Genomic DNA, 14141 nt, shown 5'->3' with positions numbered 1-14141 from the left:
GCCCGGGTTGGGCCGATGGGCGGACGATTCCGGAATCGTCCGCCGGTTTTTTCGAGCAAACAAGCGTTAGCCGGCCTGCTCCTGACGCAAACGCGAGGCGAAGTCGGCGACGGACATGTTACCGAGGTCTTCCCCACCCCGCGTGCGCACCGAGAGCATGCCGTTTTCCTTCTCGCGGTCACCGACCACCAGCAGGTACGGCACGCGCTGCAGCGTGTGCTCGCGAATCTTATAGCCGATCTTCTCGTTCCGCAAATCGGCGTCGACCCGGAAGCCTTGATTTGCAAGGGTTTTCCGAACCTCCTCGACGTAATCCGCCTGGGCATCGGTGATGTTCATGACCATCGCCTGGACCGGGGCCAGCCAAGCCGGGAACTGGCCGGCGTGGTGCTCGATCAGGATGCCGATGAAGCGCTCCATCGAGCCCACGATGGCCCGGTGCAGCATCACCGGATGCTTGCGCTGGCTGTGTTCATCGACATATTCGGCGCCCAGGCGGCCCGGCATCATGAAATCGACCTGCATGGTGCCCAGCTGCCAGGTGCGGCCGATGGCGTCCTTCAGGTGGTACTCGATCTTCGGGCCGTAGAACGCGCCCTCGCCCGGCAGCTCCTCCCATTGCACGCCGGAGGCGCGCAGGGCATTGCGCAGGGCGTCTTCGGCCTTGTCCCAGGTGGCGTCATCGCCCAGGCGGCTGTCCGGACGCAGCGCGATCTTGATCTGGATGTCGGAAAAGCCGAAGTCTTCGTAGACCTTCAGCGCCTGCTCGTGGAAATCGCGAACTTCGGACTCGATCTGGTTTTCGGTGCAGAAGATGTGGCCATCGTCCTGGGTGAAGCCGCGCACGCGCAGGATGCCGTGCAGCGCGCCGGAGGGCTCGTTGCGGTGGCAGGCGCCGAACTCGCCGTAGCGGATCGGCAGGTCGCGGTAGCTGTGCAGGCCCTGGTTGAACACCTGCACGTGGCCCGGGCAGTTCATCGGCTTCAGCGCATAGGTGCGCTTCTCCGACTCGGTGAAGAACATGTTGTCCTTGTAGTTGTCCCAGTGGCCGGACTTCTGCCACAGCGACACGTCGAGGATCTGCGGGCAGCGCACTTCGCCATAGCCGGTCTTGCGATAGACATTCCGCATGTACTGCTCGACCACCTGCCAGATGCTCCAGCCCTTCGGATGCCAGAACACCAGGCCCGGGCCTTCTTCCTGCAGATGGAACAAGTCCAGCGCCTTGCCGATCTTGCGATGGTCGCGCTTCTCGGCTTCCTCGATCTGGGTGAGGTAGGCCTTGAGGTCCTTGTCGTTCAACCAGGCGGTGCCGTAGATGCGGCTGAGCATCTGGTTGTTGTGGTCGCCACGCCAGTACGCGCCAGCGACTTTCATCAGCTTGAAGCTGCGCAGCTTGTCGGTGCCGGGCACGTGCGGGCCACGGCACAGGTCGGTGAACTCGCCCTGCGAATACAGCGACAGGTCCTCGTTGGCCGGAATGCTTTCGATGATCTCGGCCTTGTAGGCCTCGCCCATGTCCTTGAAGAACGCCACGGCCTCGTCACGCGACTTCACGCTGCGGCTGACCGGATGCGCTTCCTTGACGATCTTCTGCATCTCCGCCTCGATCGCCGGCAGGTCTTCCGGGGTGAACGGGCGCTCGTAGGCGAAGTCGTAATAGAAGCCGTTGTCGATGACCGGGCCGATGGTGACCTGCGCGCCCGGGAACAGGCGCTGCACGGCCTGCGCCAGCAAGTGCGCGGTGGAGTGGCGCAGGATGTCCAAGGCCTCCGGCGATTTGTCGGTGACGATGGACAGCGCAGCGTCGTGGTCGATGCGGAAGCCGGCATCGACCAATTTGTCGTCGACCTTGCCGGCCAGGGTGGCCTTGGCCAGGCCCGCGCCGATGGAGGCGGCGACTTCGCCCACTGTCACTGGCGCATCGAACTGGCGGACGGAGCCGTCGGGAAGGGTGATGTTGATCATGGGGATGGCTTCTTGGAAGGCCGGGCCGCGATGGCCGGGCATTTGCATGGAGTGTCGAAAACGGAAAAGGCGCCGAAGCGCCTTTCGATGGCTCACGGGGAGCGCGGTCGAATGCGTCGGCGGGTCAGCGATGGGCCTTGGTAGTGCTCATGTCGCACGCTCGGCCGGCGTTTCCGCAGGCCACCTTCCTCTTCCGGATTGCTTGGCGACCTTCAGCAGCAGGCCACTTGTCGATGCCGCCAGTCTACTGAGCAGGCCCAAGTGCTTCAAGGACTTGCCGCGCGCCGACGGACGGCATTGACGTTAATGATTAGGACTCCTATATTATCGCATGCCCAACGATCCAAACCACCGCGAACAGGCTGCCGCCGGGCTGGAACAGTTGGCCGCACTGGTGCGTGCGCAGGCCTGGCGCAGCGACGGCCTGCCTGCCCTGCCGCCGACCCAGGCGGCCGTGCTGCGCATGCTGGCGGCATCGAATGAAGGCCTGCGCGCGGGGCAGATCGCCGCGCGGCTGGATGTCTCGGCGGCCAGTCTCAGCGATACGCTGAAGGCGATGCAGGCCAAGGGCTGGCTCCTGCGCAGCGTGGATGCTGACGACCGCCGCGCATCCCTGCTCCACCTGAGCAAGCAGGGGCGCACGCTGGCGGCGCGGCTCAATCATCCCGAACGTGGCATGGCTGCCCTGCTGCAGGGGCTGGATGCCGCCGACGTGGGCGCCCTGCTGCGGGTTACCCAACTGCTGGTCGGCCAAGCGCAGCAACAGGGCATGGCCACCGGCCTGCGTACTTGCCAGGGCTGTCGCTACTTCCAGCCGTTCGCCAGTAGCGATGCACGCCAGCCGCATATCTGCGGTTTTCTGGACCAGGCCTTCGGTGATGCCGAACTGCGCGCCGACTGCGCCGAACAAGCTCCAGCCGATGAAGCCCTGCTGGCCGCCAACCGCGAACGCTTCCGGCGGCGCCCCCCACCCTAGCGAAAAAGATGGGCGGCGACCGACTGCAATCGGCCGCCGCCCGGTTCCTCCACCCACCCGGAAAGAGCAAGCAAGAGGAGATTCCAGTATGCGTCAGAAACTCATAGCGATCAGCGCGCTCGCGCTCGCCTGCAGCCTCGGCACAGGCATGGCCTACGCGCACGATGCCGCCAAACACGCGGACGGCATCCAGAGCAAAACCAACCCCGCCGTGCGCGCGGATTTCGACATCGTCCACACCAAGGTCAGCACCGACGGCAACGTCGCCACCTTCCACATGGCGGTGTCCGGCAAGGCCGGCAACAGCAAACCCGCCGCCACCGGCAAGCTGGCCGGCAGCGAGGTGTTTTCCTATGTATGGCCGACCACTATCGATCCCTACGAAGTGGGCTTTGAGCATGGCGCCGGCATCCTGGCGCTGGCGGTGACCGCGCATCCGGATTTCGACGACACCCCGCTGTACGACGAAAACGGCGACGGCCGCCGCGACAACGACGGCAACCTGTGGCACAGCCATTGGGTGGTGCTGAAACCAACCGAAACCTGCGGCCCCGGCGCGCTGGGCGTGGTCGATATTCCTGAAGGCCAGAAGCCGCGCCTGCCCAAGACCTGGCCGGGCCTGCCGCTGCTGCTCGACAGCCCGGGCTGGAGCCCGACGCTGGATGCCGGAACGGTGGAGGTGAAAGTGCCGTTCGACGATATCGGCATCGTCACTGCCGGCAGCTTCGACGGCGTCACCGCCGGCCTGCGAGTCAACGCCTCCGTGCACGCACCACTGCTGTGCGTGCTGAACGTGTTCAAGGTGGCCTCCGGCGACCTCAGCCTGCCCGGCAAACCCAACCACTGACCACCGATACCAATGCCCGCATCCACCGATGCGGGCGTTGCGGGAGACCCCATGACCGATACACCGCATCCAATGGCGCCCGCCCTGCAGGTGGAACGCTGGTTCAACACGACCACGCCGATCACGCTCGACGCGTTGCGCGGAAAAGTCGTCGTGCTGGAAGCCTTCCAGATGCTCTGCCCCGGCTGCGTCTCGCACGGGTTGCCGCAGGCGACGCGGATCCACGCAAGCTTCGCGCACGAACAGGTGACCGTGATCGGCCTGCATACCGTGTTCGAGCATCATGCGGCGATGACGCCGGTCGCATTGCAAGCCTTCCTGCACGAGTATCGCGTGCCGTTTCCGGTCGGCGTCGACCAACCGGGTGAACTCGATCCGATTCCGCAGACCATGCGCGCCTATGCGATGCGCGGCACACCCACGCTGATACTCATCGACCGCAACGGACGCCTGCGCCATCAACACTTTGGCCAGGTCGGCGATCTCGCCCTGGGGGCGCAAATTGCCGAGTTGCTGGCCGAACCGTATTCCGATGCGGCTACGTCCAGCTGCACGGCTGAAGGCTGCGCCATTGATTCCGCCGCGCCTGCTCCAGGCAGCAGCGCCGCTCGGTGACGCAACCCGACCGCCACAAACGAAAACGGCGCACCCGATGAAGGTGCGCCGTATCGCCACTTAAAGTGGTGGGCGGTACAGGGTTCGAACCTGTGACCCCTACCATGTCAAGGTAGTGCTCTACCGCTGAGCTAACCGCCCCGAAGGGACGCGCATTCTAGCCCGGCGGCGGCCTCGCTACAACTGATCAGGCTTCCGGCGGGATGCGCAGCATCTGGCCCGGGTAGATCTTGTCCGGATGCGTCAGCATCGGCTTATTGGCCTCGAAGATCTGCGGGTACTTGCTGGCCTCGCCGTAGAACTCCTTGGCGATCTTGGACAGGGTGTCGCCCTTCTTCACGGTGTAGAACTGCGAATCGGCTTCGCCACCGCCAGCCGAAGCCAGCCCACCGGTCGCTGCACCGGCACCTGCAATCGCTTCGGTGCTAGCCACGCCGCCGCTGACGTTGGAGAAATCCGGAGCCGGCGCGGCCGGGGCATTCACCACCAGCTTGTCGTCGACCTTGTCGATGCCTTCGATGTTGCCGGCGATCAGCACGGCCTTCTCGCGCGCAGTGGTGCTGGACACGCTGCCGCTGAGGGTGGCGACGTCGCCATCGACTTCGACGCTCACGCCGGCATAGTCGCCGCCGAAGCTGTCCATGTGTTCCTTGATCGCGGCTTCTTTCTTCGCTTCGCCTGGCTTGAAGATCTTCTCGCCGGCGTTCTTGATGAAATCGAACATACCCATGGGCCTTGCCTCTCCTTGGTTGCAGTTGGATTGCGTTGCGATACAGACGCACAGGGTGTCACGCCTTGCGTGACGATCCGATTAACGATTTCCGCCCTACAGCGCCGCCTCCCGCAGCCTGCGGATCTGGTCGCGCACGCGGGCGGCATCCTCGAACTCCAGGTCGCGCGCATGCTGGTGCATCTGCTGTTCCAGCGCCTTGACCTTCGCCGCCTGCTGCGCGGGACTCAGGCGCAGATACTCCTGCACTGGTTCAGCCACGCGGCGCGTCTTGCCCCGCCCCTTCAGCTCGCCCGGCTCCGGCCGCGCGCCTTCCATCACGTCCGTCACCGCGCGGACGATGGATTGCGGGGTGATGCCGTGGGCGATGTTGTATTCCACCTGCTTGGCGCGGCGACGATCGGTTTCGTCCAGCGCCTTCTGCATCGAGTTGGTGATGCGGTCGGCGTACAGGATCGCCTTGCCGCGCAGGTTGCGCGCGGCGCGGCCGATGGTCTGTATCAGCGAACTGGTCGAACGCAGGAAGCCTTCCTTGTCGGCATCCAGGATCGCCACCAGCGAGACCTCCGGCATGTCGAGGCCCTCGCGCAATAGGTTGATGCCGACCAGCACGTCGAACATGCCCAGTCGCAGGTCGCGGATGATTTCCACGCGCTCCACCGTGTCCACGTCGGAGTGCAGATAGCGGACGCGCACGCCGTGCTCGGACAGGTACTCGGTCAGGTTCTCGGCCATGCGTTTGGTCAGGGTGGTAACCAGCACGCGGTCACCCATCGCCACGCGTTCGTGGATTTCGCCCAGCAGGTCGTCGACTTGCGTGGCAACCGGGCGGATTTCCACCGGCGGGTCGACCAGGCCGGTCGGGCGCACCACCAGCTCGACAACTTCGTCGCCCGCTTCGCGCAATTCGTACGGGCCCGGCGTAGCCGATACGAACACGCTACGCGGCGCGCGTTCTTCCCACTCCTCGAAACGCAGCGGACGGTTGTCCAGCGCCGACGGCAGGCGGAAGCCGAATTCGACCAGGGTCTCCTTGCGCGAGCGGTCACCCTTGTACATCGCGCCGATCTGAGGGACGGTGACGTGCGATTCGTCGACCACCAGCAGCGAATCCGCCGGCAGGTAGTCGAACAAGGTCGGAGGCGGATCGCCGGGCGCGCTGCCGGTCAGGTGCCGCGAATAGTTTTCGATGCCATTGCAGTAACCGACCTCGGCCATCATCTCCAGGTCGAACTGGGTGCGCTGCGATAGTCGCTGCACTTCCACCAGCTTGTTTGCCGCATACAGCTGTTCCTGACGCTCGCGCAATTCTGCCTTGATCGTCTCCACTGCCGTCAGTACACGTTCGCGCGGGGTGGCGTAATGCGTCTTCGGATACACGACATAACGCGGCATCTTGCGCAGGATTTCGCCGGTCAGCGGATCGAACATCGAAAGTTGCTCGACTTCGCCATCGAACAATTCGATGCGCAGGGCCTCCAAGTCCGATTCGGCCGGGAACACGTCGATGGTTTCGCCGCGCACGCGGAACGTGCCGCGATCCAGCACCAGCTCGTTGCGGGTGTATTGCAACGTGGTCAGGTGCCTCAGCAATTCGCGCTGGTCGATGCGTTCGCCGCGCGACAGGATCAGTCGCATCGACAGGTAATCTTCCGGCGCACCAAGGCCGTAGATCGCGGAGACCGTGGCGACGACGATCGTGTCCCGACGCGATAGCAGTGACTTGGTCGCCGCCAAACGCATCTGCTCGATGTGGTCGTTGATCGAGCTGTCCTTCTCGATATAGGTATCGCTGGACGGGACGTAGGCTTCCGGCTGGTAGTAGTCGTAATAGCTGACGAAGTACTCCACCGCGTTGCGCGGGAAGAACGACTTGAACTCGCCGTACAGCTGCGCCGCCAGGGTCTTGTTGTGCGCCATCACCAGCGTGGGCTTCTGCACCTGCTGGATCATGTTGGCGATAGTGTAGGTCTTGCCCGAGCCGGTCACGCCCAACAGCACCTGCTTGGCGATGCCATTCTGGAAGCCGGCCACCAGCTTTTCGATGGCCTGCGGCTGGTCGCCGGCGGGCTGATAGGACGAGACCAGCTGGAAGCCGGCAGAGCTGGTGGTGAGGTCGAGGTCGGAAGGCTCGGTCATGGGGGGAGACGTGCAAAGGCCAACCGTTGAGTGTACGCCGCCCCGCAAAACCGGCCATGACTCCCCGCGGCGTTTCCCTACCCGCGAACCGGCGCCTCACCGATAACGCGCGACACGAAGCCAGCGAAGACTGTGCCCAGTCCATCAGGAGCCTCGCCATGCGTCATCGCACTGCCGGTTTCACCTTGATCGAACTGGCCACGACCCTGTCCGTCGTTGCGATCTGTGCCGGGATCGCCCTCCCCTCGATGGCGGCGTTGATTGAACGGCAACGTGCATCGACAGCCGTTGGCTCACTCATGTCGCATATGGCCCTGGCACGCATGGCTGCGATTAGCCACAACCGGCGAGCAATACTCTGCCCCTCGGCGGATGGCAACACCTGTCTTGCCGGGACAGACTGGAGCCGGGGCTGGATGCTGTTCCTGGACGAAGACGGCAACCGCATCCCGGACACCAGCGAGGAAATCCTCCGTACCGACTTGGAGCCTACCAGCCGCCATTTGCGCGTCATCAGTACGGTCGGCAGGCAGCAACTGCGCTACCTGCCGGACGGGCGCAGCGCTGGCGCCAACCTGACCGTGTCTATTTGCAATCAACAAAACGAACTGCTTGCCGCCGTCATCGTGAACAATATGGGACGGCCGCGTAGCGAGCGGCCGAAAGCGCCCGCGCTATGTCCGGGCTAACCAGCCTCGGGGTAGCTTGCTCACCACCAACGGCCCGACTACAATGCGCTCCCCGCCCGAATAGCTCAGCCGGTTAGAGCACTTGACTGTTAATCAGGGGGTCGTTGGTTCGAGTCCAACTTCGGGCGCCACCGTTGTGTCTCTGGTCGTCTCCTAGAGACCATAGACGGATCGAAAGATCCAGTAAAACAAGCAGTTACACGCTTTTCGATGCCCGCGAACGTCCACCGACGTCCGCGGGCATCTTCGTTTGGTGTGAGTAGATTTGTGAGTAGAAATCGGCCGCCCCGGCGGGGCTGCAACGATCGAATTTCCGCGCACAACTTCCTCAAACGAAGCACCGCCTGCGCATGTCCACTTTTGCCAGCCTTTTCGGGTCGGTAGAAGGTCGGAGATGTCCCTCTCTGATACCCGCATTCGGGCCTTCAAGCCCAAGGACAAGCTCTATCGGGTTGCCGATCGGGATGGCTTGGCCCTGGAGGTCTCCCCGGCGGGGTCAAAGCTCTGGCGCTACCGCTTCAGGTGGGCCGGAAAGGCCACCATGATGTCCTTGGGCCCCTATCCGGCCATCGGACTCGCCGAGGCGCGCCAAAAGGCCCAGGAAGCCCGTGGGAAGGTGTCGACCGGCACGGATCCCCGGTCGAGCCGTCGGAGCGCCAGGGAGGCCCAAGCGACAGCCGATGCCGCCCTGTTCGAGGCGGTCGCTAGCGCGTGGCGGATCGAGAAGCAGGAAGGGCTCGCCCAGAAGACAGTCGACAAGATCACAGCAATTCTGGACGGGGACCTGATCCCGTCCCTCGGAAAGGTAGATATCCGCACGCTAGGAACGCCGGAGGCTGCGGCTGCCATCGAGAAGATCGCCGCCCGCACACCGCACACGGCCCAGAAGGCCAAGAGCTACCTCAACCAAATCATCGATTTCGCGATCAGGAAGGGCCACCGGGAGGACGGGCGCAAGCTCACGTTGAAGGGAACCGTCCGGCTGCCGAAAGCCAAGAGCGTGCCGGCCGCGGTGGAAGAGGAAGCCCTCAAGCGAGTGATGGGGGTCGTATCCAAGTATCCCGAGCGGATGATCGGGGCGGCATTGCGGCTGGCCGCATATACAGCGCTGCGACCGATAAATGTCGTTTCGGCGCGCTGGTCGGCAATCGATCTGGAGCGCGCAATCTGGAAGATTCCGGGCGCAGAAATGAAGACCAAGGTCGATCACGACGTTCCCTTGCCCAAGCAGGCACTCGAACTCCTGCGAGAAGCGTTGGGCTGGCGTAGGGGCGGCAGCAAGAAGGACTGGGTGTTCCCCGCAATCGCGGAACGGGGCACGCCTCACATGAGTCGGGACACGCTGAGCAAGGCGTTGCGTGACAGCGGTCTGCGCGGGATACACGTCCCGCATGGGTTTCGGGCGAGCTTTCGGACCAGGGCGCGGGAGGAGTTCGATGTGGACATTGACGCGCTCGAAGCTCAGCTGGCACACAGCGTGGGAGACGCTACGCAAAAGGCATATAACCGAGCAAAGCAACTGAGAAAGCGAATTGAAATCATGCAGAGGTGGGCGGACTACCTTGACGCACTTGTCGGCGCACAGAGTAAAGATCGGTCAGACTGTTAGTAGCAGGCTGCTTCCTGACTGGAGACACTTAGGCTTGGAATGATTTCACTTCAAGTCACGTCGCCGATGCCAAGGAAGGGCTTCTTGCGGGTGTAGAAGTTGTCGCTATCCGAATCTCTCACGTACCTAACTCGGTCGCGAATTCGCTCAAAGTCCAACACTCGATCATCATGCGCACGCAGAACGTATGCGCGAAACGCGGCTAATACGAAATCGGCAAGCGTAAGCGACCTAATCTCAGACTTCTTCACGCTCCGGATGCTAGGAAGTGATATCGGTCTGCGGCCATCTTCGGATTCAGACCGTCGATACTCGGCCTCGCAAACTTGCGTCAATGCCGGAAGCTTGATCTTGTCGTTGTTCTCGACAAGCATCTCCACACGAAGTCCATCTGAAGTTACGAACTCCTGCTTGACCAGCTCTGCAAACATCCTGAGATAGGCTTCCTTGTAGTCGTCAGATGTCCGCAACCGCGAAAAGCAGATCGATGCACTCCACTGCAGGTACTCCGTCATCAGGTCTAGAGTCATCGTTCGCAAATCAAAATGCGCATCGGCATAGTGGATCCCGACCTTTTTCAGCACATCGAGATTGCCTTTTGCCCCTGGCTTGGTGAGGTAGTCCCCCAACAATAGATCGAGCGACTTCTCAACATCCTCAAGATTTGAGAGCCGAACAAAACAAATCGCAAGATAGCCAATGCCATCCACTTCGAATTCTGTTTCATCTGCTACTACAAAACGATCACCAATCTCCTTCCCGGCAAGTCTGGCGTACAAAGTCGACCCGAGGTGCTTTTTTCGTATGCGATCCCATTGTCCCTTTATGGCCGCTGATTTTCTACGTTCAATGAAGGATACGTAGTTGACCATCCCATCAATTCGCAGGTATGTCTTCCTCTCGCTTTCCCGCCTATTTTCCGCATGAGTCGCTAGGCCATACTTCTCGCAAAAATGAAGCTCCAAACGAAGCATGCGCTTCAACTTCCTTGGAACATGAGGGTAGTCGCGCTCGGACACACTGAGTCCGGTTACGAAATGGGCTTGGCCGCGCTTTGACTTCTTGAATTTTCGATCTGACAACCGGAATCCATGTCGAAGCAGGACAGTGCGAATTTCCTCTCTACTTGGCAGATTCTCATTGCCGGAAAAGGTCATGTCATCGGCGTATCGCGTGTATTTGACGCCGTGCCGATCAGCTAGTGCCTTCAGGTCTCTATCGAGATCTAGGCAGACAAGATTGGATACAACGGGGCTTTCCGGCAGACCAAGTGGCAACTTCCCGTTAATGGTTGAGAACAGTGCCAGCGAGTGCGCAGTTTCTGGCGCAATTCCGATTGCGCGAAACGCGCTCTCCACCCTTTCCAACGTAATGGTTTGAAAGAAGTCCTCGATGTCTGCCCGCACCACGACACGGGCACCGCAGTGCGGTAAGGCATTGCTTCTCGTGGATCCCCCGCGCACATAGCCATGAACAGCAGGATTGGGGTACCCAATTTCTTGGCGCCTTGCAAAATCGTCGAGCCGTCTAGCGGCTGCCTTATGAGACCTTGCTACAGCTTCGGTGCGACTTTCCCACACGACGCGGAAGCCATCCGGGTTTCTCTGACTTCGCTTTGGGATGCTATGCATGGCATAGATCAAGCCCGGATCTTGGCACGCAATGACCTCGTGAAACACCTGCAAGGGCACGCCCAGTGCACGTGCAAGTTGGTCAACTGTCCTGACGTCAGCAAGACGAAAATGCGCGCAAGGCTGCATGGACACAGTAGTCATAGAAAGCGGGAGGGCAGCCCAGTCCAGAAAGCGAGTGGTCACTTTACAGCGGACGCGAAATCACGCCCCAACACCATGAACGGATGCCGCCCTCCCAACCCCAATACTAGATCAGACCTGACCGCAAAAGGAATTGAAGAAAACTGACACGGAATAGCAACCCTAGGCGCCCACTTTGGAGGCGTCCGCTCTGGATCGCTAGCCCGCTCGCTATCTGGCGAATTCGCCGGGCTTAACCTTCCGCACGGCGAGAGCCCCGACACCTTTCAGGAAGGTTCTGCGCATCCTTTTGACCGAGGCCTGCGCTCGCTTCCGCTGCGAGGAATTCATCGCAATGGGCTCTCTGTCCGACACATGCACGGACGAATGCATCCTCAGGAATGTCTCGTTCATTTCAAGGGCCTTAGTCGCAGGCAGGGGTGGCGATTTATCGAGCCCTAGGATGCGAGTTACGACCTGGCGTGAAAGCGTGGTCGCCGCTTTAATCGTATTTGCTACCTCCGCCATTACGTCTGGAGGGAACAATGAGTCGCCGCCCTTGAAATGGTCGTTCAGGCGTTGTCCGCAGGATTCGACCTGCTGGAACGTATAGATATCCATAGGAAAGCGTTCGAAATCGAAGCCTAGTGGCAACGTGAAGGCGTATGCCTTCTGCTCGCCTGGCCTAGGCAGCGCCTGCTTTCCAATGCACACCAGATTGTCCGGGTAGTGTTCGGAGAATGAATTCCTATGGAGCCGATACACGATCCCTATGCCGTCGCGCTCCGGGAGCCAGACACCGTTCTTGCATGAGTTCGTGGCGAAAAACGCGGCCACGGCATGATCCTGCGTGAGATCAATTCTGTCCGTCGGCAACTCATAGTGCTGTGCCAAGGCATACGGATGCACCCGCAGGCCGATTTCACGCGCATAGCGACTGGCCGGATGCATTTCCAGCGCTAGCGTGAACTCCTCCAGTTTGACGCGATCCACGAAGCAGCGGGCTCGTTCCGCGGGCGTCAGCTTTTGGGGATGGTCAACCGCGCTTAGGCCACGAAAGACGCTTGGCAGACACGGGCGATGGCGCGCCGTCTGCCCTCGATACAGATAAGGGGAGACAAAATCAGACGTGATCGACGGAATCATGGTTCCGTCCGATGTCCAGAGATATTCAATACCATCCAGCCTAAAGAGGTTGCGCATCTCATCCGCAACGACTTCCCGTTGAAGTACGACCAAAACGTCTTCGATTGAGTCGAAGTGCTGTACCGAATTGATCGCTTCGCCGTTTCCCATCGATTCGCCAATCGCCAAATGCGTCTAGGGATGCCCCTTGCGTCCAATAGTGCGGAGAATCAGACCAAGATGTCCACTTGCAAATCGGCCCTGTCTTTTAATTTCGAGCCGCACCGCTTGAAGTCCCTGCTTTACCCCCTATCGGTAGCGATTTTAGCGAGGGTTCGGGTGTGTTGCTTCGGTTGCAAGCTGGAAAAATAGCTCTACCTCAACACCGATGCATGCGCGCAATGTCGACCGCAGTGATTGTCCACCGAATGGGAAACAATGCTTTCAACGACAGCTTCGAGGTCGTATTCATTGAAGGTGCCGTCGAATCCGGGGGCGGCGTATTCGAGATCCCCTTGAAAGACATATCAGAAGCCGAGGAACAAATCTTTATCCGGCTGATGTACACCATTTTCCGCGAAAGGCTGTCTGACGCGGCCCACCTTCACACCGTGCGTTCGATTGAATATGCACACGTTTGCATCGACGTGAAGGATGCGATCCGCAAGGTCGCAAATCAGCTGAATCGCGCGCGCCGCGCTCTCGAACGATCCTAAGCGCGGACCTGGCATGGCGCCCTACGTAATTACGTAATGGAGTTTGACTGTGGCCATTTCCAAAGAGCAGGTTTGGCAGGCTGCTGACTCGCTTGTTGCGGAGGACAGAAAGCCAACACACGAAGCGATCCGAAGTGAGATCGGCCAAGGATCCTTTTCCACCATTCAGAAGTGGCTTGTGGAGTGGCGGGATCACAAAGCGGTTAGCGCGACTAGTTCAAAGACTCCGGTGCCAGATGTCGTCGTGCAGGCGCTTACGCGAATCGGAAATGAAGTATGGGCGTCGGCGTCGTCCGCTGCGGAAGCACGCATTGCTGTGGAACGCGAAGCACTGGCTGAAGCTCGCCGCGATCTGGAGACGGATGTCGCTGAGGCCATGGCGCTGGCAGACCGGCTGGACCAAGAATTGGCGCGCTCCATCGGCGAGATCTCGACCTTAAAGATGAATGAACAGCGTTGGCAATCGATGGCTGGCGAGCTTGAGAAACAGTTGGCGGTCGAGACGGCGCTACGCGCTGAGAACGAGCAGCGGATGATGGCACTGAAGGACGAGGTGCATGCCCTCAGAACAACGACGCAGCAGGCCATGGAAAAAGTCGCGGATCTAATAGCGAGACGGGAGACACTCGAGACTCAGAATGCGGAGTTGATTTCTCGAATTGGAAAATCATGTGCGCCCACAAGGAATTGAGAGAACGCAATCAAAACTGTTTCTAGGCAGAATGCCCGCGTCCGAACTGGACAGGGTTGAGAATACTGAGCAGAAATTTGAGTGAAGACATGGCTGATCTGCACTCATTTTGAACCTCCGGCCGATAGCGCATCGTCCCGCAAGGACGAGACTTCCCCGTAACGTGCTACCCCGTGTTTACCCCTGATCGATGGGGATTTTCGACGACCGATACGGCATTTCGTTCGGTCAGACTTAGCTAAGCTCGTTGTCACAGATGAGGGAGGTAATCCAATGACATCG

12 protein-coding genes and 2 tRNA genes are annotated in these 14141 nt (G+C 60.7%); 8 read left to right on the top strand and 6 right to left on the bottom strand.

Annotated features, from left to right (window positions below; all coding sequences use genetic code 11):
• Positions 1–66: 66 nt before the first annotated feature.
• Complete coding sequence (gene thrS / locus G7079_RS05365) at positions 67–1968, bottom strand: threonine--tRNA ligase (RefSeq protein WP_166056271.1); 1902 nt, start codon at positions 1966–1968, stop codon at positions 67–69.
• 331 nt (positions 1969–2299) lie between these two features.
• Between thrS and G7079_RS05360 the strand changes: the two genes are divergently transcribed.
• The 3 genes from G7079_RS05360 (at position 2300) to G7079_RS05350 (ending at position 4406) form a co-directional block, all read left to right on the top strand.
• On the top strand, positions 2300–2944 hold the full coding sequence (locus G7079_RS05360) for a MarR family transcriptional regulator (protein ID WP_166056270.1): 645 nt from the start codon (positions 2300–2302) through the stop codon (positions 2942–2944).
• 88 nt (positions 2945–3032) lie between these two features.
• Positions 3033–3791 (top strand): hypothetical protein, encoded by a 759-nt coding sequence (locus G7079_RS05355; RefSeq protein ID WP_166056269.1) that lies wholly within the window; start codon positions 3033–3035, stop codon positions 3789–3791.
• A gap of 12 nt (positions 3792–3803) precedes the next feature.
• The gene (locus G7079_RS05350) at positions 3804–4406 is read left to right on the top strand and encodes a redoxin domain-containing protein (RefSeq protein WP_240906249.1); all 603 of its coding nucleotides are present in this window, start codon (positions 3804–3806) and stop codon (positions 4404–4406) included.
• A 66-nt stretch (positions 4407–4472) separates the two neighbouring features.
• On the opposite strand, the gene G7079_RS05345 is transcribed toward G7079_RS05350, so the two are convergent.
• The 3 genes from G7079_RS05345 to uvrB form a co-directional block, all read right to left on the bottom strand.
• Positions 4473–4547, bottom strand: a tRNA-Val gene (locus G7079_RS05345).
• 46 nt (positions 4548–4593) lie between these two features.
• A complete protein-coding gene (locus tag G7079_RS05340) occupies positions 4594–5136 on the bottom strand; it encodes a LysM and BON domain-containing protein (protein ID WP_166056268.1) in 543 nt (180 codons plus the stop codon).
• A 96-nt stretch (positions 5137–5232) separates the two neighbouring features.
• Entirely contained in the window at positions 5233–7275 is a 2043-nt protein-coding gene (gene uvrB, locus G7079_RS05335) for an excinuclease ABC subunit UvrB (protein WP_166056267.1), read from the bottom strand.
• A gap of 158 nt (positions 7276–7433) precedes the next feature.
• Between uvrB and G7079_RS05330 the strand changes: the two genes are divergently transcribed.
• The 3 genes from G7079_RS05330 to G7079_RS05320 all read left to right on the top strand — a co-directional run bounded on the left by G7079_RS05330 (position 7434) and on the right by G7079_RS05320 (position 9573).
• Positions 7434–7964: a GspH/FimT family pseudopilin gene (locus G7079_RS05330; RefSeq protein ID WP_166057843.1), complete on the top strand. Its 531-nt coding sequence runs from the start codon at positions 7434–7436 to the stop codon at positions 7962–7964.
• A 54-nt stretch (positions 7965–8018) separates the two neighbouring features.
• Positions 8019–8095, top strand: a tRNA-Asn gene (locus G7079_RS05325).
• A 263-nt stretch (positions 8096–8358) separates the two neighbouring features.
• On the top strand, positions 8359–9573 hold the full coding sequence (locus G7079_RS05320; RefSeq protein ID WP_166056265.1) for an integrase arm-type DNA-binding domain-containing protein: 1215 nt from the start codon (positions 8359–8361) through the stop codon (positions 9571–9573).
• Between the two features lie 50 nt (positions 9574–9623).
• On the opposite strand, the gene G7079_RS05315 is transcribed toward G7079_RS05320, so the two are convergent.
• Complete coding sequence (locus G7079_RS05315; RefSeq protein ID WP_166056263.1) at positions 9624–11348, bottom strand: reverse transcriptase family protein; 1725 nt, start codon at positions 11346–11348, stop codon at positions 9624–9626.
• A 210-nt stretch (positions 11349–11558) separates the two neighbouring features.
• Positions 11559–12641 carry an FRG domain-containing protein gene (locus G7079_RS05310; protein ID WP_166056261.1) on the bottom strand — a complete coding sequence of 361 codons (1083 nt, stop codon included), beginning with the start codon at positions 12639–12641 and terminating at the stop codon, positions 11559–11561.
• Between the two features lie 212 nt (positions 12642–12853).
• On the opposite strand from G7079_RS05310, the gene G7079_RS05305 reads away from it, so the two are divergent.
• A complete protein-coding gene (locus tag G7079_RS05305; RefSeq protein WP_206203248.1) occupies positions 12854–13168 on the top strand; it encodes a hypothetical protein in 315 nt (104 codons plus the stop codon).
• 49 nt (positions 13169–13217) lie between these two features.
• Positions 13218–13859, top strand: a complete 642-nt coding sequence (locus G7079_RS05300) for a DNA-binding protein (RefSeq protein WP_166056257.1) — start codon at positions 13218–13220, stop codon at positions 13857–13859.
• The last annotated feature ends 282 nt before the right edge of the window (positions 13860–14141 follow it).

The sequence above is a fragment of the Thermomonas sp. HDW16 genome, assembly GCF_011302915.1.
Taxonomy (GTDB): Bacteria; Pseudomonadota; Gammaproteobacteria; order Xanthomonadales; family Xanthomonadaceae; genus Thermomonas.
Note: the sequence above shows the minus strand (reverse complement) of the source record. Positions and strands in the feature narration are given on the sequence as shown.

Bases quoted from the DNA above. Each gene is read 5' to 3' on its own strand.
- thrS (WP_166056271.1), bottom strand. From the start codon at position 1,968: ATGATCAACATCACCCTTCCCGACGGCTCCGTCCGCCAGTTCGATGCG.
- G7079_RS05360 (WP_166056270.1), top strand. From the start codon at position 2,300: ATGCCCAACGATCCAAACCACCGCGAACAGGCTGCCGCCGGGCTGGAA.
- G7079_RS05355 (WP_166056269.1), top strand. From the start codon at position 3,033: ATGCGTCAGAAACTCATAGCGATCAGCGCGCTCGCGCTCGCCTGCAGC.
- G7079_RS05350 (WP_240906249.1), top strand. From the start codon at position 3,804: ATGCCCGCATCCACCGATGCGGGCGTTGCGGGAGACCCCATGACCGAT.
- G7079_RS05340 (WP_166056268.1), bottom strand. From the start codon at position 5,136: ATGGGTATGTTCGATTTCATCAAGAACGCCGGCGAGAAGATCTTCAAG.
- uvrB (WP_166056267.1), bottom strand. From the start codon at position 7,275: ATGACCGAGCCTTCCGACCTCGACCTCACCACCAGCTCTGCCGGCTTC.
- G7079_RS05330 (WP_166057843.1), top strand. From the start codon at position 7,434: ATGCGTCATCGCACTGCCGGTTTCACCTTGATCGAACTGGCCACGACC.
- G7079_RS05320 (WP_166056265.1), top strand. From the start codon at position 8,359: ATGTCCCTCTCTGATACCCGCATTCGGGCCTTCAAGCCCAAGGACAAG.
- G7079_RS05315 (WP_166056263.1), bottom strand. From the start codon at position 11,348: ATGACTACTGTGTCCATGCAGCCTTGCGCGCATTTTCGTCTTGCTGAC.
- G7079_RS05305 (WP_206203248.1), top strand. From the start codon at position 12,854: ATGTCGACCGCAGTGATTGTCCACCGAATGGGAAACAATGCTTTCAAC.